Annotated in this window: 20 protein-coding genes; 18 read left to right on the top strand and 2 right to left on the bottom strand. The window is 70.6% G+C overall.

Features of this window, described 5'->3' with window-relative positions:
- The first annotated feature begins 64 nt into the window (after positions 1-64).
- From murC to ASG80_RS03655, 13 genes are all read left to right on the top strand, one after another.
- Positions 65-1,465: a UDP-N-acetylmuramate--L-alanine ligase gene (murC, locus tag ASG80_RS03715; protein ID WP_056728661.1), complete on the top strand. Its 1,401-nt coding sequence runs from the start codon at positions 65-67 to the stop codon at positions 1,463-1,465.
- 13 nt (positions 1,466-1,478) lie between these two features.
- A complete protein-coding gene (locus tag ASG80_RS03710) occupies positions 1,479-2,525 on the top strand; it encodes an FtsQ-type POTRA domain-containing protein (RefSeq protein ID WP_056728660.1) in 1,047 nt (348 codons plus the stop codon).
- A 177-nt stretch (positions 2,526-2,702) separates the two neighbouring features.
- Entirely contained in the window at positions 2,703-3,908 is a 1,206-nt protein-coding gene (gene ftsZ, locus ASG80_RS03705) for a cell division protein FtsZ (RefSeq protein WP_056728658.1), read from the top strand.
- Between the two features lie 31 nt (positions 3,909-3,939).
- On the top strand, positions 3,940-4,611 hold the full coding sequence (locus tag ASG80_RS03700; RefSeq protein ID WP_056728656.1) for a YggS family pyridoxal phosphate-dependent enzyme: 672 nt from the start codon (positions 3,940-3,942) through the stop codon (positions 4,609-4,611).
- Positions 4,612-4,644: 33 nt separating this feature from the next.
- Entirely contained in the window at positions 4,645-5,118 is a 474-nt protein-coding gene (locus tag ASG80_RS03695; protein ID WP_056728654.1) for a cell division protein SepF, read from the top strand.
- A gap of 5 nt (positions 5,119-5,123) precedes the next feature.
- Positions 5,124-5,441: a YggT family protein gene (locus ASG80_RS03690; RefSeq protein WP_056728652.1), complete on the top strand. Its 318-nt coding sequence runs from the start codon at positions 5,124-5,126 to the stop codon at positions 5,439-5,441.
- Between the two features lie 115 nt (positions 5,442-5,556).
- Positions 5,557-6,246 carry a DivIVA domain-containing protein gene (locus ASG80_RS03685; protein WP_056728650.1) on the top strand — a complete coding sequence of 230 codons (690 nt, stop codon included), beginning with the start codon at positions 5,557-5,559 and terminating at the stop codon, positions 6,244-6,246.
- Positions 6,236-6,895 carry a signal peptidase II gene (lspA, locus tag ASG80_RS03680; protein WP_082589726.1) on the top strand — a complete coding sequence of 220 codons (660 nt, stop codon included), beginning with the start codon at positions 6,236-6,238 and terminating at the stop codon, positions 6,893-6,895. Before ASG80_RS03685 ends, lspA begins: the two co-directional genes overlap by 11 nt.
- 2 nt (positions 6,896-6,897) lie before the next feature.
- Entirely contained in the window at positions 6,898-7,818 is a 921-nt protein-coding gene (locus tag ASG80_RS03675; protein WP_056728648.1) for an RluA family pseudouridine synthase, read from the top strand.
- Between the two features lie 90 nt (positions 7,819-7,908).
- Positions 7,909-11,439, top strand: coding sequence for a DNA polymerase III subunit alpha (gene dnaE, locus ASG80_RS03670; RefSeq protein ID WP_056728645.1), 3,531 nt, complete (start codon positions 7,909-7,911; stop codon positions 11,437-11,439).
- Positions 11,440-11,486: 47 nt separating this feature from the next.
- Positions 11,487-12,794 (top strand): histidinol dehydrogenase, encoded by a 1,308-nt coding sequence (gene hisD / locus ASG80_RS03665; RefSeq protein ID WP_056728643.1) that lies wholly within the window; start codon positions 11,487-11,489, stop codon positions 12,792-12,794.
- A gap of 90 nt (positions 12,795-12,884) precedes the next feature.
- The gene (gene nrdR / locus ASG80_RS03660) at positions 12,885-13,358 is read left to right on the top strand and encodes a transcriptional regulator NrdR (RefSeq protein ID WP_056728641.1); all 474 of its coding nucleotides are present in this window, start codon (positions 12,885-12,887) and stop codon (positions 13,356-13,358) included.
- 36 nt (positions 13,359-13,394) lie between these two features.
- Positions 13,395-14,462 (top strand): quinone-dependent dihydroorotate dehydrogenase, encoded by a 1,068-nt coding sequence (locus tag ASG80_RS03655; protein WP_056728639.1) that lies wholly within the window; start codon positions 13,395-13,397, stop codon positions 14,460-14,462.
- A gap of 40 nt (positions 14,463-14,502) precedes the next feature.
- Here the strand turns inward: ASG80_RS03655 and ASG80_RS03650 are convergent, their stop codons facing one another.
- Positions 14,503-15,561 carry an App1 family protein gene (locus ASG80_RS03650; RefSeq protein ID WP_056728638.1) on the bottom strand — a complete coding sequence of 353 codons (1,059 nt, stop codon included), beginning with the start codon at positions 15,559-15,561 and terminating at the stop codon, positions 14,503-14,505.
- Positions 15,562-15,671: 110 nt separating this feature from the next.
- On the opposite strand from ASG80_RS03650, the gene ASG80_RS03645 reads away from it, so the two are divergent.
- From ASG80_RS03645 to ASG80_RS03625, 5 genes are all read left to right on the top strand, one after another.
- Entirely contained in the window at positions 15,672-16,343 is a 672-nt protein-coding gene (locus ASG80_RS03645; RefSeq protein ID WP_056728636.1) for a TetR/AcrR family transcriptional regulator, read from the top strand.
- Positions 16,344-16,461: 118 nt separating this feature from the next.
- The gene (locus tag ASG80_RS03640; RefSeq protein WP_056728634.1) at positions 16,462-17,274 is read left to right on the top strand and encodes an ABC transporter ATP-binding protein; all 813 of its coding nucleotides are present in this window, start codon (positions 16,462-16,464) and stop codon (positions 17,272-17,274) included.
- A complete protein-coding gene (locus tag ASG80_RS03635) occupies positions 17,271-17,960 on the top strand; it encodes an ABC transporter permease (RefSeq protein WP_056728632.1) in 690 nt (229 codons plus the stop codon). The genes ASG80_RS03640 and ASG80_RS03635 overlap by 4 nt, the downstream gene beginning before the upstream one ends.
- Positions 17,957-18,700: an ABC transporter permease gene (locus ASG80_RS03630; protein ID WP_056728630.1), complete on the top strand. Its 744-nt coding sequence runs from the start codon at positions 17,957-17,959 to the stop codon at positions 18,698-18,700. The genes ASG80_RS03635 and ASG80_RS03630 overlap by 4 nt, the downstream gene beginning before the upstream one ends.
- Positions 18,697-19,623 carry an ABC transporter substrate-binding protein gene (locus tag ASG80_RS03625; protein WP_056728628.1) on the top strand — a complete coding sequence of 309 codons (927 nt, stop codon included), beginning with the start codon at positions 18,697-18,699 and terminating at the stop codon, positions 19,621-19,623. The genes ASG80_RS03630 and ASG80_RS03625 overlap by 4 nt, the downstream gene beginning before the upstream one ends.
- A 56-nt stretch (positions 19,624-19,679) precedes the next feature.
- On the opposite strand, the gene ASG80_RS03620 is transcribed toward ASG80_RS03625, so the two are convergent.
- A complete protein-coding gene (locus tag ASG80_RS03620) occupies positions 19,680-20,453 on the bottom strand; it encodes a DedA family protein (protein ID WP_082589725.1) in 774 nt (257 codons plus the stop codon).
- Positions 20,454-20,468 lie beyond the last annotated feature (15 nt).

Here is a 20,468-nt window from a genome sequence, read left to right as displayed (position 1 = left end):
TGCCGCGGCATCCGAGGCACGCCGACCCGACCGCATCCACCGCACCGAGGAAGAACCGCCCCACGTGACCATCAAGCCCGACCTGACCGCCCAGATCCCCGCCGAGCTCGGCGCCGTGCACTTCGTCGGCATCGGCGGCTCCGGCATGAGCGGCATCGCACGCCTGTTCCTCGGCGCAGGGCACCGCGTCACGGGATCGGACGTGCGCGACTCCGCCAACATCACGGCGCTGCGCGACCTCGGCGCGGAGATCGCGATCGGCCACGACGCCGCGAACCTGGCCGACGCCGACGCGGTCGTGGTGACCGGCGCGCTCTGGCAGGACAACCCCGAGTACCGGCTCGCGCTCGAGCGCGGCCTCCCTGTGCTGCACCGCTCGCAGGCGCTCGCCTGGCTCATCGCGGGGCAGCGCCTCGTGTCGGTCGCCGGCGCGCACGGCAAGACCACCTCGACGGGCATGATCATCACCGGCCTCCTCGAGCTCGGCGAGGACCCGAGCTTCGTGAACGGCGGCGTCATCGAGGAACTCGGCGTGAGCGCGGCATCCGGCGAGGGCGAGCTCTTCGTCGTCGAGGCCGACGAGTCCGACGGCTCGTTCCTGCTCTACGACACCTCCGTCGCGCTGATCACCAATGTCGACCCCGACCACCTCGACCACTACGGGTCGCTCGATGCCTTCGAGCAGGCGTTCGTCGACTTCGCCGACCGTGCGCGCGAGCTCGTCGTGATCTCGTCCGACGACCCGGGTGCCACGCGAGTCGCCGGCCGGCTCTCGAACGGGCGGGTGGTCACGTTCGGCGAGGCGCCGGATGCCGCGGTGCGGGTGCACTCCATCGTGACCGACGGCCCCGTGTCGTTCGCGATCTCGTACGAGGGCTCGGAGTACGCCGCCACGTTGCGGATCCCGGGCCGGCACAACGCGATCAACGCCGCCGGCGCGTTCGCCGTGCTCGTGGGCCTCGGGTTCGACCCGGCGGCCGCGCTGGCCGGCATCTCGCGATTCGCCGGCACCGGACGCCGCTTCGAGCTGCACGGCACCGTCGGCGGCGTGAGCGTGTACGACGACTACGCGCACCACCCCACCGAGGTCGCCGCCGCCCTGTCGGCGGCGCGCACGGTGGTCGGGTCCGGTCGCATCATCGCCGTGCACCAGCCGCACCTGTACAGTCGCACGCGCCTGTTCGCGAAGGAGTTCGCCGAGGTGCTAGAGCGCTACGCCGACGAGACGGTCGTGCTCGACGTGTACGGGGCGCGCGAGGATCCCGAGCCGGGCGTCACGGGCGCGCTCGTCAGCGAGCGGTTCGAGGATCCGTCGCGCGTCGCGTTCGTTCCCGACTGGCAGCAGGCCGCCGACCACACGGCCCGCATCGCCCGCGACGGCGACTTCGTGATCACGCTCGGCTGCGGCGACGTGTACCGCATCGTGCCGCAACTGCTCGGCTCGCTCGAGCGGGAGCGCGGATGAGGGCGCGCCGGGCGTGAAGCGGCCGCAGGGCTTCGATCGGCCTCCCTCGCGGCGGGCGACCGATCGCGCACCGGCGGGCGAGCCGGCTGTGGACGCGGCGTCGCGTCGCGGCACGGACCCCGATCGCGTCTCGACTGAGCCGATCCCCGTCCTCACGGCCCGCGAGCCGCGAGCGCAGGCGGAAGGTGCCCGCGCGGCAACGGCTGGGGCGGCCAGGACCGACCCGACCGACGCGCTGCCCGGGCCGGCATCCGTCGAAGCCGGCGACGGAGAACTGCCGGGGCCGCCTGGCGACGAGCGCGCCGCGAGGCGCGCCCTGGCGGTGGCGGCCCGGGAGCGACGTCGCTACGAACGCCAGGAGGTGCGCCGGTTCACGAGGCGTTCACGCCGTCGGCGGATCACGTGGGCGGTGGTCGTCGGAACGCTCGTCGCGCTCGTCGCGGTGATCGGGATCGGCGCCTACTCGCCCCTCATGGCGTTGCGCGAGGTGCGGGTCGAAGGCACCCAGCGCATCCCCGCCGCCGACGTGCAGGCGGCGTTCGCCGACGTGATCGGCACGCCGCTGCCGCTCATCGACGCGGGCGACGTGCATGCGGCGCTCGCGCGGTTCCCCCTGATCGAGACCTACGCGACCGAGACGATCCCGCCGGGCACCCTGGTCATCCGCATCGTGGAGCGGACGCCGGTCGGCGTGATCGACAGGGTGTCCGGACTCGAGCTCGTGGACGCGGCGGGCGTCGTGATCGAGCGGCCGGGCGAGCGACCGGCGGGGCAGCCGCTCATCGAGGTCGACGGGGGCGTGGCCGGAGAGGGCTTCCGAGCGGTTGCCGCGGTCGTGCGCAGCCTTCCGGCGGACGTGCGTGCGCAGCTCACGAGGGCGACGGCGGCGACCGCCGACGACGTGCGGCTAGAGCTCGAGGGCGGCGCGAGCGTGGTGTGGGGCAGCGGCGAGGACTCGGCGCTGAAGGCCACCGTGCTCGCGGCGCTCATGCGCGCGGCGCCGCCGGACACGGTGGCGCTGTACGACGTCTCGGCTCCGACGAGCCCCGTGACGCAGTGACGTCCCGACCGATCGGGCAGCACCGGTCCCGAGTTCCGGGCGGTTCGCGACACGCGGGCGCGCCTTTCGGCGGGGCGGGCGGGAGGCACCTACCTTCGAGACAGGAATTGCATACTCAGCAAAACTTTAACCTTCGACTAGAGGTTCAGGGTTCAGAGTTCGCACGGAGGGCCGGACATGTCGACTAACCAGAACTACCTCGCCGTCATCAAGGTCGTCGGCATCGGCGGCGGCGGTGTCAACGCCGTCAACCGCATGATCGAGCTCGGCCTGCGCGGAGTCGAATTCATCGCGATCAACACCGACGCGCAGGCCCTGCTCATGAGCGACGCCGACGTCAAGCTCGACGTCGGCCGCGATCTCACGCGGGGCCTCGGCGCCGGAGCCGACCCAGAGGTCGGACGGCGTGCGTCCGAGGACCACGCCGAGGAGATCGAGGAGGCGCTCGCGGGCGCCGACATGGTGTTCGTCACCGCGGGCGAGGGCGGCGGCACGGGCACCGGCGGAGCCCCCGTCGTCGCCCGCATCGCGAAGTCGATCGGCGCGCTGACGATCGGCGTCGTCACGAAGCCCTTCGGCTTCGAGGGCAAGCGACGCCAGACGCAGGCCGAACAGGGCGTGGCACGACTCAAGGAGGAGGTCGACACCCTCATCGTCGTGCCGAACGACCGGCTCCTGGAGATCAGCGATCGGGGCATCTCGATGCTGGAGGCGTTCGCGACGGCCGACCAGGTGCTGCTCGCCGGTGTGCAGGGCATCACCGACCTCATCACGACGCCCGGCCTCATCAACCTCGACTTCGCGGACGTGAAGTCGGTCATGCAGGGCGCCGGTTCCGCCCTCATGGGAATCGGCTCCTCTCGGGGCGCCGACCGCGCGATCAAGGCGGCGGAGCTCGCCGTGGCGAGTCCGCTGCTCGAGGCGTCGATCGACGGCGCCCATGGGGTGCTCCTCTCGATCCAGGGCGGGTCGAACCTCGGGATCTTCGAGATCAACGACGCCGCCCGCCTCGTGCAGGAGGCCGTGCATCCCGAGGCGAACATCATCTTCGGTGCCGTCATCGACGACACGCTCGGCGACGAGGTGCGCGTCACCGTCATCGCGGCAGGATTCGACGGCGGAGAGCCGAACTCGAGGCCGGTGGAGGCGCGGCGCACGAACTTCGCGCCCGCGGCCGTGGGCGCCGCGGTCGGGGGAGCGGCGATCGGGGGCGCGGCGATCGGCGGCCGGACCGCCGACGTCGTCGGAGAGATCGACATCGACGAGCTCGTGGAGACCGCGAACTGGGGTGAGGCGCCGAGCGCGGCTGCCGACCAGATCGTGTCCGACCCTGCGTTCGACGACGAGGGCGACGACCTCGACATCCCCGACTTCCTGAAGTGATGCCGAGCACGCCGGTCGATGGGGGGCACGCATGAGCACCCTCGCCGACCGGCTCGCCTCGGTGCAGGGCAGCATCGCGGATGCCGCGCGCGACGCCGGCCGGCACCCGCGCGAGATCACGACGATCGTCGTGACCAAGTTCCAGCCGACCGCGCTCGTGGCTGAGCTCGCCGCCCTCGGCGTGCGGGACGTCGGCGAGAACCGGCACCAGGAGGCGCAGGCGAAGGCCGCGGCGCTCGCGGGGCTCGGCCTGCGGTGGCACTTCGTCGGGCAGCTGCAGAGCAGGAAGGCCCGGCAGGTGCGCGCCTACGCAGCGGCGATCCACTCGGTCGACCGAGGGTCGCTCGTCGAGGCGCTGCGCTCCGACGAGGCATCCGTCGACTGCTTCGTGCAGGTGAACCTCACCGATCACCCGGCACGGGGCGGCGTCGCCCCCGACGGCCTCGAACCGCTCGTGGAGCACGTGCTCGCCACGCCCGGGCTGCAACTTCGCGGGCTCATGGCGGTCGCGCCGCTCGACGAACCCGCCCGGCCGGCGTTCGCCCGCGTGCGGCTGCTGTCCGAGCGCGTGCAGCGCATCGCACCCGATGCGACGGCGTTGTCCATGGGGATGTCGCACGATTTTCGGGAGGCTATTCTGGAGGGCGCGACACACCTCCGGATCGGCACCGCAATCACCGGGAATCGGCCGGAGGCCGGTTAGCCTCGAGGAGACGGAACGAAGACGGAGGCAGCGATGTCGAACCCGCTCAAGAAGACCATGGTGTACCTCGGACTCGCCGATGAGGAGTTCGAGCACGAGGCACCCCAGGCACCGGCGCCCGTTGCACCCATCGTGCACGCGGCGGCACCCGCCCCCAAGACCGGAGCGGCCGTCACGCCGCTGCGCAGGCACCATGTCCAACCGACCCCCCCGCAGGCGGAGATGAACGAGATCCTCACTGTGCACCCGCGTCAGTACCGTGACGCCCAGGTGATCGCCGAGTCCTTCCGCGAGGGAGTTCCCGTCATCATCAACCTCTCCCAGATGTCCGACGGCGACGCCCGCCGCCTCATCGACTTCGCGAGCGGCCTCTCGCAGGGCCTCTACGGCAAGATCGAGCGTGTCACGAGCAAGGTCTTCCTGCTCTCGCCCGCGCACGTCGTGGTCTCGGGTGAGGCCGGCGAGGCCGAGGGCGACGTCGACGCGTCGTTCTTCACGCACGCGTAGCCGCCGTGGGCGCGCTGTCCGTCATCTGGAACATCCTGTACACGCTGCTCCTCATCTACTTCTTCGTGATGTGGGGGCGGTTCGTGCTCGACCTGGTACGCACGTTCAACCGCACCTGGCGTCCCCGCGGCGGGTGGCTCGTGGTCGTGGAGACGGTCTACAGCGTGACGGATCCGCCCGTGCGCTTCTTCCGGCGGCTCGTGCCGCCGATACGCATCGGCCAAGTCGCACTCGACCTGGGGTGGAGCCTGGCGATGCTGCTCGTCATCATCCTGATGACCGTGGTGTCCTGGCTGGCGGCCGCAGCCGCGGCTTCCGGCTGACGATCTCCTGCGAGGGTGGCATGCCGTGACGTTCGGCACTGCGCCCCCGTGGAGGTCTTTGCTACCGTTAGCAGAACGTGTTCGAACAGTTCGACAGATTTGAGGGTGGGAAGCCATGGCGCTAACTCCGGAAGATGTGGTCAACAAGCGCTTCCAAGCGACGAAGTTCCGGGAGGGCTACGACCAGGACGAGGTCGACGACTTCCTCGACGAGGTCGTCGTCGAACTGCGCCGGCTGAACCAGGAGAACGACGAGCTGCGCCAGCGCCTGGCCGCGGCCGAGGCCCGTGCCGCGGGCGCCGCGAAGGGCGCGGCCGCTGCGCCGGCCCCTGCCGCGGTCTACGCGGAGCCCGCCTCGCCGCCGCCCACCGTGGCCGTGCCGATGCAGGCGCCCGCCGCCCCGCAGTCCGACCTCGACGAGCAGACCTCCACGACGAACCTCCTGCAGCTCGCGCGTCGCCTCCACGAGGAGCACGTGCGCGAAGGCATCGAGAAGCGCGACGCGCTGATCGCCGAGGGTCACGCCACGGCCGCGCGCGTCGTCGCCGAGGCCGAGGCGAAGCAGCGCGCCCAGATGAGCGTGCTCGACCAGGAGCGCCTCGCACTCGAGAAGCGCGTCGACGAGCTCCGCGTGTTCGAGCGCGACTACCGCCTCAAGCTGAAGAGCTACATCGAGGGCCAGCTCCGCGAGCTCGACACGGCCACGCCCGTGCAGGTCTCGGGCAACCAGGGCTTCTCGCCCGTGAGCGCCGGCGCCCCGGGCGAGCAGGCGCCCGCCCCGACCTTCCAGGGCTTTGGCGGCTGAGCGCGCCGCGAAGGTCGGCACCGCTGCAGCACTCCTCATCCTGGTCGCCGCCGCCCTCGTGGTGTACGGCATCGACCAGCTGAGCAAGTACCTCGTCATCACGAACTTCACCGAAGGGGAGGTCGTCCCGGCGCTCGGCACCGTGCTGCAATGGCAGTTCGTGCGGAACCCCGGCGCCGCCTTCTCCCTCGCGAGCGGCATGACATGGATCTTCACGATCCTCGCCGCAGGCGTGATCACCTTCATCGTGTGGTTCGCCCGGCGCATCCGCTCGATCGCGTGGGCGCTGGTGTTCGGACTCCTCCTCGGCGGCGTCCTCGGAAACCTGACCGACCGGCTCTTCCGGGAGCCGAGCTTCGGGCTCGGCCACGTGATCGACTTCATCTCGACGCCGTGGCTCATCCCCGCGATCTACAACGTCGCCGACATCGCCATCGTCTCGAGCATGGTGCTCTTCATGATCCTGACGATCCGAGGCGTGGGACTCGACGGCACGCGCGAGTCGAAGCGCACGGATGCCGCGGCCGACGCCCCGCCGGCCACCGATGCCGAAGCGCCCGAGACGGCCGCGAACGACGGTCCCGACGCGGCTCCCGCGGGCGACGGACGCACTCCGCTGGCCGGCTCGCAGCTGGCCGCCGAGTCCTGAGCATGGAGCACCGCTCGTTCCCCGTGCCCGACGGGCTCGACGGGGTGCGCGTCGACCAGGGGCTCGCGAAGCTCCTCGGCTTCTCGCGCACCCAGGCAGCCGAGATCGCAGCGGCCGGGGGAGCCGTGCTCGACGGGGCATCCGTCGACAAGTCCGACCGGCTCCGCGCCGGCGGCTGGCTCGAGGTGAGCTGGGAGCCGCCGCGCACGCTCGAGGTCGTGCCGGTCGCGGTGCCCGGGCTCGGGATCGTGCACGACGACGACGACGTCGTGGTCGTCGACAAGCCGGCGGGTGTCGCCGCACATCCTTCGCTCGGCTGGGACGGCCCGACCGTGGTCGGCGCACTCGCGGCGGCGGGCTTCCGCATCTCCACGTCGGGAGCGCCCGAGCGCCAGGGCGTCGTGCACCGTCTGGACGCGGGCACGAGCGGGCTCATGGTCGTCGCGAAGTCGGAGCGCGCCTACACCGAGCTGAAGCGCCAGTTCCACGACCGCGAGGTCGAGAAGATCTACCACACGGTGGTGCAGGGGCATCCCGACCCGCTCGCCGGCACGATCGACGCGCCGGTCGGGAGGCATCCGCGCTCGGAATGGAAGTTCGCGGTGACCGCCTCCGGCAAGCACGCGGTGACGCACTACGAGACGATCGAGGCGTTCCCGTACGCCTCACTCCTCGACGTTCACCTCGAGACGGGGCGCACGCACCAGATCCGCGTGCACATGGCCGCCCAGCGGCATCCGTGCGCGGGCGACGCCATGTACGGCGCCGACCCGACACTCTCGGCACGGCTGGGCCTGACCCGTCAGTGGCTGCACGCCAAGGAACTCTCGCTGACGCATCCGGGCACCGGGAGGTGGACGACGTTCGAGTCGGAGTACCCGGCCGACCTCGCGCACGCGCTCGACGTGCTCCGCGGCGACTGACGTCAGGACACGCGACGTCGACCGGCCGGGTCGTCGCCGGGTCGCCATAGACTTTGAAGACCCCCGAGAACCCACCTCGCAGCACCCCCGATGAGGAGCCCCGTGGCCGCCGATTCCTTCGTCCACCTGCACGTGCACAGCGAGTACTCGATGCTCGACGGCGCCGCCCGGATCGGCGAGCTGATCAAGGCGGCGCAGGGCGAGGGCATGCCCGCGGTGGCGGTCACCGACCACGGCAACGTCTTCGGCGCCTACGACTTCTGGAAGCAGGCCACCGACGCGGGCATCAAGCCGATCATCGGCACCGAGGCGTACATCACGCCCGGAACGCCCCGCGGCGATCGCACCCGAGTGCGCTGGGGCAGCGGCGGCGAGGACGATGTGTCCGGGTCGGGTGCGTACACGCACATGACCCTTCTGTCGGAGACGACCGAGGGCATGCACAACCTGTTCCGGCTCTCGAGCCTCGCCTCGATCGAGGGCTACTACTTCAAGCCGCGCATGGACCGCGAGCTCCTGCGGACGTACTCCGCCGGGCTCATCGCCACCACGGGCTGCGCGTCGGGCGAGGTGCAGACCCGCCTGCGGTTGGGCCAGTACGACGAGGCCGTGAAGGCGGCATCCGACTACCGGGACATCTTCGGCAAGCAGAACTACTTCGCCGAGATCATGGACCACGGGCTCGGCATCGAGCGCCGCATCATGGACGACCTCCTGCGCCTCGCGAAGCAGCTCGACCTGCCGCTCGTGGCGACCAACGACCTGCACTACACGCACGCGCACGACGCGAAGAGCCACGCGGCGCTCCTCTGCGTGCAGTCGGGCTCGACGCTCGACGATCCCAACCGGTTCAAGTTCGACGCCGACGAGTTCTACCTGAAGTCCGCCGCGGAGATGCGGCACGTCTTCCGCGACCACCCCGAGGCCTGCGACAACACGCTCCTCATCGCCGAGCGCGCGAACGTGCAGTTCAACACGAGCGCGAACTTCATGCCGCGGTTCCCTGTTCCAGACGGCGAGAGCGAGGAGAGCTGGTTCGTCAAGGAGGTCGAGCGCGGCCTGCATGTGCGGTACCCCAACGGTATCCCCGACGACGTGCGCCGGCAGGCCGACTACGAGGTCGGCGTGATCAGCCAGATGGGGTTTCCCGGCTACTTCCTGGTGGTTGCCGACTTCATCAACTGGTCGAAGAACCACGGCATCCGCGTGGGCCCCGGCCGTGGCTCCGGTGCGGGCTCGATGGCCGCGTACGCGATGCGCATCACCGACCTCGACCCCCTGCGGCACGGCCTCATCTTCGAGCGCTTCCTGAACCCGGATCGCGTGTCCATGCCCGACTTCGACGTGGACTTCGACGAGCGCCGTCGCGGTGAGGTCATCAGGTACGTCACCGAGAAGTACGGCGACGAGCGCGTCGCGCAGATCGTGACCTACGGCACGATCAAGGCGAAGCAGGCCCTCAAGGACTCGTCCCGCGTGCTCGGGTTCCCGTTCGGGATGGGCGAGAAGCTCACGAAGGCGATGCCGCCCGCGATCATGGGCAAGGACATCCCGCTGTCGGGCATCCTCGACAAGGACCATCCCCGCTACAAGGAGGCGGGCGACATCCGCGCGCTCATCGAGACGGATGCCGAGGCGAAGACGGTCTTCGAGACCGCGCTCGGGCTCGAGAACCTGAAGCGACAATGGGGCGTGCACGCCGCGGGCGTGATCATGTCGAGCGACCCGCTCATCGACATCATCCCGATCATGAAGCGGGAGCAGGACGGCCAGGTCGTCACGCAGTTCGACTACCCGGCGTGCGAATCGCTCGGGCTCATCAAGATGGACTTCCTGGGGCTGCGCAACCTCACCATCGTCGACGACGCCCTCGACAACATCGAGGCGAACCGCGGATTCCGTCCGGTGCTCGAAGACCTCGCGCTCGACGACGCGGGCGCGTACGAGCTGCTCGGCAAGGGCGACACGCTCGGCGTGTTCCAGCTCGACGGCGGCCCCATGCGCTCGCTGCTGCGGCAGATGAAACCCGACAACTTCGAGGACATCTCGGCCGTCATCGCGCTGTACCGTCCGGGGCCGATGGGCGCGAACTCGCATATCAACTACGCGCTGCGCAAGAACGGCCTGCAGCCGATCACGCCCATCCACCCCGAGCTCGAGGAGCCGCTGAAGGACATCCTCGACGCGAGCTACGGCCTCATCATCTACCAGGAGCAGGTCATGGCGATCGCGCAGCGCGTCGCCGGGTTCTCGCTAGGGCAGGCCGACATCCTGCGGCGTGCGATGGGCAAGAAGAAGAAGTCCGAGCTCGACAAGCAGCACGCGGGCTTCTCGGCGGGCATGAAGGCCAACGGCTACTCGGATGCCGCGATCAAGACGCTGTGGGACATCCTGCTGCCATTCTCCGACTACGCGTTCAACAAGGCGCACTCGGCGGCCTACGGCGTGCTCAGCTACTGGACGGCGTACCTGAAGGCGCACTTCCCCGCTGAGTACATGGCGGCCCTCCTCACGAGCGTCGGCGACGCGCGCGACAAGCTCGCGCTGTACCTCAACGAGTGCCGGCGCATGGGCATCAAGGTGCTGCCGCCCGACGTGAACGAGTCGATCGGGTACTTCGCGGCCGTCGGCGACGACATCCGCTTCGGGCTCGGCGCGGTGCGCAACGTGGGCTTCAACGTGGTCGACGCGATCCGCGCCGCGCGCGAGCAGCACGGGCGGTTCGAGTCGTTCCACGACTTCCTGAAGAAGTCGCCGATCCAGGTCGCGAACAAGCGCACGATCGAGTCGCTCGTGAAGGCGGGTGCGTTCGACTCGCTCGGGCACACGCGGCGTGCGCTCGTCGAGATCCACGAGGGCGCGGTGGAGTCGGCCGTGAAGGAGAAGCGCGCCGAGGAGGTCGGCGACGTCGGCTTCGACTTCGACAGCCTCTTCGAGGAGCACGAGAAGGCTGCGGCGCCGTCCCTGGTGCCCGACCGGCCCGAGTGGGCCAAGCGCGACAAGCTCGCGTTCGAGCGCGAGATGCTGGGGCTCTACGTCTCCGACCATCCGCTCGCCGGGCTCGAGGTGCCGCTCGCGAAGCACGCGTCGACCACGATCACCGAGCTGGTATCGTCGGATGCCACGCAGGACGGCGAGACCGTCACCATCGCCGGCCTCGTCACGAGCGTGCAGCACCGCGTGGCGCGGCAGAGCGGCAACCAGTACGGCATGATCCAGGTCGAGGACTTCTCGGGCGAGATCACCGTGATGTTCATGGGCAAGGCGTACCAGGAGTTCGCGCCGGGGCTGAAGGGCGACTCGATCGTCGTCGTCCGCGGCCGCGTGAGCATGCGCGACGACGGCATGAACCTGCACGCCTACAGCGTCTTCTCACCGGAGCTCGGGCAGGGCGACGAGACAGGGCCGGTGATCATCTCGCTGCCCGACGTGCGCGCCACGACCGACACGATCGCGGCACTCGGCGACGTGCTCATCCGGCACCGCGGCGAGACCGAGGTGCGGCTGCGGCTCGTGAAGGGGCGCACTGCTCGCGTGTTCGAGTTGCCGTACCCGGTGCAGGTCACGGCCGACCTCTACGGCGAGCTGAAGAGCCTGCTCGGCCCGAACTGCCTCGTGTGACGCCCGCATCGATCGGGGTCCGCCCGGCTGGGTAGGCTGGTCGGGCCATGCTGCGAACCATCGACCTGCGCGGAACCCGTCCATCGGCGAGCGAGCTGCTCGCCCTCGTCCCGCGTGCCGCGACGGATGTCACCGCGGCGCTCGACGCGGCCCAGGCGCTCATCGACGACGTGCGCGAGCATGGGGCGTCGGCACTCGTCGACCAGGCGGAGCGCTTCGACGGCGTGCGGCCGGCGACCGTGCGAGTGCCCGCTGCGGAGCTCGAGGCGGCGGTCGGCGCACTCGCTCCCGACGTCCGTGCAGCGCTGGAGTCGACGATCTCACGGGTCCGCGCCGCGAGCGCGGCGCAGGTGCCCGCGCCCGAGCGCACCGTGCTCGGCGACGGTGCGATCGTCGAGCAGCGCTGGCAGCCCGTGGGCAGGGTGGGCCTGTACGTGCCCGGCGGCAAGGCGGTCTACCCGTCGAGCGTCGTCATGAACGTGGTGCCCGCGCAGGTCGCGGGCGTGCGCTCCATCGCGCTCGCGTCGCCGGCCCAGGCTGCGTTCGGCGGGCGCATCCATCCCACGATCGCCGCCGCCGCGGCCCTGCTCGGCATCACCGAGGTGTACGCGATGGGCGGCGCCGGAGCGATCGGCGCCTTCGCGTACGGCGTGCCCGACCTGGGGCTCGAGCCGGTGCAGCGCGTGACCGGGCCGGGCAACGTCTACGTCGCGGCGGCGAAGCGACTCGTGCAGGGCGTCACCGGAATCGACGCCGAGGCCGGCCCCACCGACATCCTCGTGATCGCCGACGGCTCGGCCGACGCCGATCTCGTGGCCGCCGACCTCGTGAGCCAGGCCGAGCACGACGAGCTCGCGGCAGCGGTGCTCGTCACCGACTCGGTCGACCTCGCCGACCGGGTGCGGGAGCGACTCGAGGCGCGGGTCGCGGCGACGAAGCACTCGGCGCGCGTGCGCACGGCCGTCGAGGGCGCCCAGTCGGCCGTGGTGCTCGTCGACGACCTGTGGCAGGCGGCGGACTTCTCGAACGCGTTCGGGCCCGAGCACCTCGAGATCCAGGTGCGCGACACCGACGCGGTGCTCGCGCGCATCGAGAATGCCGGGGCGATCTTCGTCGGACCGTACTCGCCCGTGAGCCTCGGCGACTACGCGGCCGGCTCCAACCACGTGCTGCCCACCGGCGGCCAGGCGCGGTCGGCCGCCGGCCTCTCGGCGGCGACGTTCCTGCGGCCGCAGCAGGTCGTGCGCTACGGCGAGGCCGCCCTCCGAGAGGTCGCACCCGTGATCGCGGCGTTGTCGGCCGAGGAGGACCTCCCGGCGCACGGCGAGGCCGTGTCGGCGCGCTTCGACGACTGAGGCCGCGCCCGGCACCCGTCGCCCACGTCCCGGCGCGCCCACGGCGAACGCGGCCGGGCGGCGATCCGGCCCCGCTAGGCTGGGAGCACCATGCACTGCCCGTTCTGCCGTTACCCGGACTCCCGTGTCATCGACTCGCGCACGAGCGATGACGGACTCGCCATCCGACGCCGCCGGCAGTGCCCCGAATGCGGCCGGCGGTTCTCCACCACCGAGACCGCGAGCCTCGCGGTCATCAAGCGCAGCGGGGTCATCGAGCCCTTCAGCCGCGAGAAGGTCGTCGCCGGCGTGAAGAAGGCGTGCCAGGGCCGCCCGGTCACCGACACCGACCTCGCGGTGCTCGCGCAGAAGGTCGAGGAGACGATCCGCTCGACGGGCGCTTCGCAGATCGAGGCCAACGACATCGGACTCGCGATCCTGCCGCCGCTCCGCGAGCTCGACGAGGTGGCGTACCTCCGCTTCGCGAGCGTGTACCAGGCGTTCGAATCACTCGACGACTTCGAGTCGGCCATCGGCCAGCTCCGCGCGGAGCACGGCCGCCTGCCCGCACGCCCCGTCGAGTGAGGTGGCCGACGCGGCTCCGATAGCCTGAGTCCCGGCATGTATCGACTTCTCTTCTCCCTCGTCCTGTCCCGCATGGACCCCGAGGACGCCCATCACCTCGCCTTCCGGGTCATCCGGGCCCTGCCGACCCTGGGCGTGGGGCGTCTCGTGGAGCGCTTCACGCGGCCCGACCGGTCGCTCGAGGTGCAGGCACTCGGCCGCACGTTCCCCTCGCCCTTCGGCCTGGCCGCGGGGTTCGACAAGGACGCCCTCGCCGTGCGCGGGCTGGGCCAGCTCGGGTTCGGTCACGTGGAGGTGGGTACGATCACGTCGGTCGCCCAGCCCGGCAACGAGCGGCCGCGCCTCTTCCGCCTCCTCGGCGACCGTGCGCTCGTGAACCGCATGGGGTTCAACAACGGCGGGGCGGATGCCGCGGTCGGGCGCCTCTCACGGCTCGCACGTCGCACGCACCGGCCGGTGCTCGGCGTGAACATCGGCAAGAGCAGGGTGACGCCCGTCGAGGACGCCGTCCCCGACTACGAGCGGAGCGCACGCGTGCTCGCCCCCTACGCCGACTACCTCGTGGTGAACGTGAGTTCGCCGAACACTCCTGGCCTGCGCGGCCTGCAGGAGCTCGACGCCCTCGCGCCGCTCCTCGAGGCGGTGCGCGCCGCAGCGGGCAGGGCGCCGCTGCTCGTGAAGATCGCACCCGACCTCGCCGACGAGGAGGTCGTGCGCATCTGCGAGCTCGTCACCCGGCTCGGACTCGACGGGATCATCGCCACGAACACCACGATCTCCCGCGAGGGACTCAGCGCACCGGCATCCGTCATCGAGCGGGTCGGCCCCGGCGGTCTCTCGGGTGCGCCGCTCGCGGCCCGCTCGCTCGAGGTCCTGCGCCTGGTGAGGGCGAATGTCCCGGCCGAGCAGTGCGTGATCTCGGTGGGCGGTGTCGAGACGGCTGCCGACGTGCAGGACCGCCTCGACGCGGGCGCGACGCTCGTGCAGGGGTACACGGCGTTCATCTACCGCGGGCCGCTGTGGGCGCGGCAGGTCAACCGCGGCCTCGCCCGGATCCGGCGGTCGCGCGCCGAGCGCACCGCAGCGGTGACCGCGGCGTCCTGACCCTCCGGGCCGACCACCAGATCGCGGGCCGGCGATGGGCCTACAGCAGGCCGATGTCGGAAAGCTGGTCGGCGAGGGTGGACCCGTCGCTCGCCGAGACCCACGGCACCTCGGCGCCGTGCTGCTCGGCCTTCGTGCGGCCGCCCGCGAGCACGGCCTCACCCGTGGAGAGGCGGCGGATCGCGACGGCGGCGACACGGTCGGGATGCTCGGCCGCGAACCGCGCGTAGAGCTCCTCGTCGTGCTGCCCGTCGTCGCCGATGAGGAGCCATCGTACGCCGGGGAACTCGTCCGCGAGCCGCCGGAGGTTCTCCTCCTTGTGCGCACGACCGCTGCGGAACAACCGGTCGTGGGTCGGACCCCAGTCCGTCAGGAGCAGCGGGCCGGATGGGTAGAGGTTGCGCGAGAGGAAGCGCGTGAGCGTCGGGGCGACATTCCACGCACCCGTGGAGAGGTAGATCACCGGGGAGCCCGGATGCGTGCGCACGAGACGCTCGAAGAGCACCGCCATGCCCGGGGTCGGGATGCGGGCGTGCTCGTCGAGGACGAACGTGTTCCAGAAGGCGACGAGGGGGCGGGGGAGTGCGGTGACCATCACGGTGTCGTCGACGTCGGAGATGATTCCGAAGTCGACGTCGGGCCCCACGATCCAGACGGGGGCCTCCACGGCCTCGGAGCCCTCGGTCTGCAGGGTCGCCCGGTGCCAGCCCGGGGAGAGCGCCACGGGGACCCGGGTATCGACGACGCCGCCGCGATCGGCGAGCACCTCGATGCGCTCACCGCCCACTTCGATGACCACGGGAACGTCGCCCACCGGCACGCTCGTGAAGCTCCGCCATCCGCGGATGCCCTGCTCCCGGCGCTTGCGACGGCGCTTGGACGGCTCATCGGCTGCGATCGGCCGGCTGAGGAGCACGCGGCAGAGCACGCGCACCCACTCCGTGGATCCGTAGCCCGTGTACGGCACGACCGTCGGCGCGTGCCCGCGCCGACGCGCCCAGCGCTCGCGCACGTCGTGGATCCAGTCCTCGAGGCGCGCGGCGCGATGCCGGACCTGGCGCTCCCGTGATCCGGCCGGGGTGGGGGGACTCGCCGGCATCCACTCAGTCTGGCATGGGCCTGTGCCCGGTCGGAAAACGCGCCGCCTGCAGTGGTCGGGCGGCGGCTGACGTCCCGGTAGAGTGGAGCGCGCAAAGTGAGGGAGGTTCCGTGCCGAATGTCGACCTGATCCTAGGGGCCGATCCAAGCCGGAGGCGCTCGGTCCGCACGGAGCCGACGCAGCGGCGCAGCACCCAGCGGCTCGACGCGCTGCTCGACGCTGCCGCCGAGATCGTCGACGAGACCGGCTTCCAGCGCCTGACGACCCAGATGGTGGCCGAGCGCGCCGGCGCGTCGATCGGCACGGTGTACCGATACTTCCCCGACCGCGTCGCGGTGCTGCACGCCCTCCGGGAGCGTTCGATCCGTCGCTTCCGCGAACGCGTCGCCGACGACATGGAGCGCACGGAGCTCCGCACCTGGTGGGACGTCGTCGATGTCGCGCTCGACGCGTGCACCGCCCTCTACCGCGACGAGCCCGGCTTCACCGTGGTGCACGCCGGCCGGCGCGAGACCGCCGACGGCGACGGCGAGCCCGAGTTCGCCCACCGCATGGCGATGCTGATCGAGGCCGAGTTCGACCTCGACTCCGACGGCGACGCCGCCGCCGAACTGCGCTTCCGGCTCGGCGTGGCCCTCGAGCTCGGCGACGCGCTCATCAGCCGTGCGTTCGAGCGGGAGCCGGCGGGCGACGAGCGGTACCTCGCCGAGGCGAAGCGTCTCGTGCACGACTACCTCGCCGAGCACCTCGGCGAGGCTCGCGCCGCCTCGTCCGCCGCCTGAGGTCCGGCGTTCCCGGCGGCATGCCGAGCGTCGCGCCGCGTTGCCTCGCGACGGGAATGGTGTTTGGCTGGAACTCGTTGTTCCGGGTGACCACCCGAGACGGGGATTGAGGCAGCCCATGATCGAGTTCCGCCGCGTCACCAAGCAGTTCCCCGATGGCACCGTCGCCGTCGAGGACGTCGACATCGTGATGCAGCCGCACAAGACGACGGTCCTCGTCGGCTCGTCCGGCTCCGGCAAGACGACCCTGCTGCGCATGATCAACCGCATGGTCGATCCGACCGGCGGACAGGTGCTCATCGACGGCACGGATGTCGCGACGCGCGATCCCGTGCAGCTGCGCCGCGGCATCGGCTACGTCATGCAGAACTCGGGGCTGCTGCCGCACCGCAAGGTCATCGACAACGTGGCCACCGTGCCGTTGCTGCGCGGCACGAGCAAGCGCGCTGCGTACGACCGTGCCCTCGAGCTGCTCGACACCGTCGGCCTCGATCGGTCGCTCGCCGACCGGTACCCGAGCCAGCTCTCGGGCGGCCAGCAGCAGCGCGTCGGCGTCGCACGCGGGCTCGCCGTCGACCCGAACATCCTGCTGATGGACGAGCCGTTCGGCGCGGTCGACCCGATCGTGCGGTCGGAGCTCCAGCAGGAACTCCTCCGGCTGCAGGGCGAGCTGGGGAAGACGGTCGTGTTCGTGACGCACGACATCGACGAGGCGTTCCTGCTCGGCGATCAGGTCGTCATCATGCAGCAGGGCGGCAGGATCTCGCAGGCGGCATCGCCCGCGGAGATCCTCGCGCATCCGGCTGACGCGTTCGTCGCGGACTTCGTCGGGGCGGACCGCGGCAAGCGCGCGCTGCACGTCACCGAGGTCGACGGCAGGAGCCTCGTGGTCGACGCCGACGGGAGGCCGGCGGGGGTCCTGGCCTCATGAACTGGCTCTGGTCGAACCTCGACCTCGTCGGCGAGCTCATGCTCGTGCACCTGGCATTGTCGGTGCCCGCGATCATACTGAGCTTCGTGGTGTCGGTTCCCATCGGATGGCTCGCCCACCGGTATCGGTGGTCGCGAGGCGTCCTGCTCTCGCTCTGCGCGCTGCTGTACGCGGTCCCGTCGCTCGCGCTGTTCATCGCGCTGCCTCCGATCACCGGATTGAGCCTCCGGTCCCCGCTCAACCTCGTCATCGCGCTCACGCTCTACGGCGTGGCCGTCCTCGTCCGCACCGCGGCCGACGCGTTCGACTCGGTCGAGCCCGACGTGCGCCAGTCGGCGACGGCAGTGGGCTACTCGGTCACGGGTCGCTTCTGGGGGGTCGAACTGCCGCTCGCAGGTCCTGTGCTCATCGCCGGGCTCCGCGTCGTGATCGTGAGCACCGTGAGCCTCGTCACGGTCGGCGCCGTGATCGGCGTACCGAGCCTCGGCAGCCTGTTCACCGACGGCTTCCAGCGCAACATCCAGGCCGAGATCATCACCGGAATCGTGGCGACGATCGCCCTCGCGCTCGCGCTCGACTGGGCGGCGGTGCTCATCGGGCGCCTGCTCATGCCGTGGTCGCGCCCGAACGTCGCCACCAGCCGGGCGCAGTCCACCACGCTCGTGAAGCAGGCGGATGTCGCATGAACCTCTTCCTCGACGCCATCGCCTGGATCCTGGACCCCGCGAATTGGAGCGGTGTCGGCAGCATCCCCGAGCGCATCGGCCAGCACCTGCTGATCTCGGCGATCGTGCTCGTGATCGCCTCGCTCATCGCGCTCCCGATTGGCGTCCTGGTCGGGCACAGCGGCCGGGGCAAGGATCCCGCCGTGATGGTGTCGGGCGGACTTCGGGCGCTGCCGACGCTCGGTGCGCTCACCCTGTTCGCCCTCTGGCTCGGCATCGGCCTGCAGGCGCCGATCATCGCCCTCGTCATCCTCGCGATCCCCCCGCTGCTCGCCGGCGCGTACGCGGGACTGGAGTCGGTCGACCGCCGCACGATCGACGCGGCACGGGCGATGGGCATGCGCGAAGACCAGATCGTCGGCAAGGTGGAGCTGCCGCTCGCCATGCCGATCGTGGTCGGCGGCATCCGCTCGGCGACGCTCCAGATCATCGCCACCGCAACGCTCGCCGCGTACGTCGCCGACTTCGGCCTCGGCCGGTTCATCTTCGAGGGCCTCAAGACCCGCGACTACGCCGAGATGCTCGGCGGCTCCATCCTCGTGATCATCCTCGCGCTCGTCGTCGACGGAGGCTTCGCGCTCACCCAGCGCATCGTCGTGCCCGCCGGGGTGCGGGCCACGCAGTCCACCGAACTCCGCTCAGGGCCGGCCCGGCCCCGAGCGGCCATGGGGCGACCCATCACCGAAGGGAACCAGGAATGATCACAGCAGGAAAGGGCCGGCTCGTTGCGCTCGCAGCGGTCGCGGTCGGGGCGACAGTGGCCCTGGCAGGGTGCTCGTCGGGCGATCCGCTCAATGGCGGATCCACGAACGGCGGCGGCTCGTCGGAGACGATCGTCGTCGGCTCGCAGGACTACTACTCCAACGAGATCATCGCCGAGCTGTACGCGCAGGCACTCGAGGAGAACGGCTACACGGTCGAGCGGGACTTCCGCATCGGCCAGCGCGAGGTGTACATCCCCGACATCGAGAGCGGCGCGATCGACGTCTTCCCCGAGTACACGGGCAATCTCCTCCAGTACTACGTGCCCGACACGACGGCCACGACGAGCGACGACGTCTACGCCGAACTCGAGACGTCGCTGCCCGAGGGGCTCCGCGTGCTCGACCAGTCGCCGGCGACCGACCAGGACTCGTACAACGTGACGAAGACGTTCTCCGAGGAGAACGGGGTCACCAGCCTCGCCGATCTCGAGAACGTGACGACGCCGCTCACCCTCGGCGGAAACTCCGAGCTGGCCACACGACCCTATGGTCCCGAGGGCCTGAAAGAGGTGTACGGGGTCGACGTGGCGTTCACGCCCATCGAAGACAGCGGCGGTCCGCTCACCCTGAAGGCGTTGGAAGACGGTCAGGTGCAGCTCGTGAACATCTACAGCGCGAACCCGGCGATCGCCTCCAGCGATCTCGTCACGCTGGAGGACCCCGAGGGGCTCTTCCTGGCGTCGAACGTCGTGCCCGTGGTGAGTGAGAAGGTCACCGACGAGATCGCCGAGATCATCAACACCGTGAGCGCCGCGCTCACCGCCGAAGACCTCGTCGCACTCAACGCGTTGAGCGTCGACGAGCAGGAGTCGGCCGAGCAGATCGCGAGCGACTGGCTGGCCGAGAAGTCGCTGTTCTAGCGGTTCCGGTCGCTGGTCGCAGCGGTTCCGGTCGGGTCTCGCGATTCTGTCGGAAACTAGCGGTTCCGGTCGCGGTCGGGGGGGTCGGATGCTTCGGCATCCGGCCCCTCTTCGTCGAAGTCCATGCCGATCGGCACGGAGCCGACGGCGTCGAGCAGATCGGCCTCCTCCGACGCCGGGTCGGGGGCCGCCGCTGCGGCCATGTGCTTGGCCTCCGCGCGCACGATCAGCTTCTTCGCGCCCCACACCACGAGCAGGAACAGGGCGATGACCGCGACGAACAGGTACCCCGCCCAGTGCAGTTCGCGACTCAGCTCGCGGTAGCTCCCGGCCGCCAGCCACCCCGCGGTCACGTACGTGAAGGCCCAGATCGCGCAGGCGGGCACCGTCCACGCCATGAACCTCCGGTACCGCATGGTGCTCATACCCACCGTGAGCGGGATGAGGGAGTGCAGCACGGGGAGGAACCGCGAGATGAAGACGGCGGGGCCGCCGCGCCGGTCGAGGTAGCGTTGGGCCTTCGCCCAGTTCTCCTCGCCGATCCTCCGGCCGAGCCGAGAGCGATGGATGTGCGGGCCGAACCACCGGCCCAGCGCGAACCCGATGCTCTCGCCCGCGAGGGCGCCTGCGATCACCGCGAAGGTGAGCCCGAGGTACTGGCCGACACCGTCCACCGCGGTCGAGGCGACGAGCACGATCGTGTCGCCCGGAACGACGAGGCCGACCAGCACTGAGGTCTCGAGCATGATGCCGAGACCGGCGAGCAGCGTACGCGCGACCGGATCCACGGACTGCACCGTGTCGAGGATCCAGTCGAGGAGCTCGTTCACGGTTCGAGCGTATCG

This window comes from Agromyces sp. Soil535 (assembly GCF_001428255.1).
GTDB lineage: Bacteria > Actinomycetota > Actinomycetes > Actinomycetales > Microbacteriaceae > Agromyces.
The sequence above is the reverse complement of the archived record's forward strand: the minus strand, read 5'-3'. Positions and strand labels throughout refer to the sequence as shown.

What these genes read in the sequence shown, in the direction of transcription:
- ftsZ (WP_056728658.1), top strand. Translation starts at nt 2,703, where the DNA reads ATGTCGACTAACCAGAACTACCTCGCCGTCATCAAGGTCGTCGGCATC.
- ASG80_RS03700 (WP_056728656.1), top strand. Translation starts at nt 3,940, where the DNA reads ATGAGCACCCTCGCCGACCGGCTCGCCTCGGTGCAGGGCAGCATCGCG.
- ASG80_RS03695 (WP_056728654.1), top strand. Translation starts at nt 4,645, where the DNA reads ATGTCGAACCCGCTCAAGAAGACCATGGTGTACCTCGGACTCGCCGAT.
- ASG80_RS03685 (WP_056728650.1), top strand. Translation starts at nt 5,557, where the DNA reads ATGGCGCTAACTCCGGAAGATGTGGTCAACAAGCGCTTCCAAGCGACG.
- ASG80_RS03675 (WP_056728648.1), top strand. Translation starts at nt 6,898, where the DNA reads ATGGAGCACCGCTCGTTCCCCGTGCCCGACGGGCTCGACGGGGTGCGC.
- dnaE (WP_056728645.1), top strand. Translation starts at nt 7,909, where the DNA reads ATGAGGAGCCCCGTGGCCGCCGATTCCTTCGTCCACCTGCACGTGCAC.
- hisD (WP_056728643.1), top strand. Translation starts at nt 11,487, where the DNA reads ATGCTGCGAACCATCGACCTGCGCGGAACCCGTCCATCGGCGAGCGAG.
- nrdR (WP_056728641.1), top strand. Translation starts at nt 12,885, where the DNA reads ATGCACTGCCCGTTCTGCCGTTACCCGGACTCCCGTGTCATCGACTCG.
- ASG80_RS03655 (WP_056728639.1), top strand. Translation starts at nt 13,395, where the DNA reads ATGTATCGACTTCTCTTCTCCCTCGTCCTGTCCCGCATGGACCCCGAG.
- ASG80_RS03650 (WP_056728638.1), bottom strand. Translation starts at nt 15,561, where the DNA reads ATGCCGGCGAGTCCCCCCACCCCGGCCGGATCACGGGAGCGCCAGGTC.
- ASG80_RS03640 (WP_056728634.1), top strand. Translation starts at nt 16,462, where the DNA reads ATGATCGAGTTCCGCCGCGTCACCAAGCAGTTCCCCGATGGCACCGTC.
- ASG80_RS03635 (WP_056728632.1), top strand. Translation starts at nt 17,271, where the DNA reads ATGAACTGGCTCTGGTCGAACCTCGACCTCGTCGGCGAGCTCATGCTC.
- ASG80_RS03630 (WP_056728630.1), top strand. Translation starts at nt 17,957, where the DNA reads ATGAACCTCTTCCTCGACGCCATCGCCTGGATCCTGGACCCCGCGAAT.
- ASG80_RS03625 (WP_056728628.1), top strand. Translation starts at nt 18,697, where the DNA reads ATGATCACAGCAGGAAAGGGCCGGCTCGTTGCGCTCGCAGCGGTCGCG.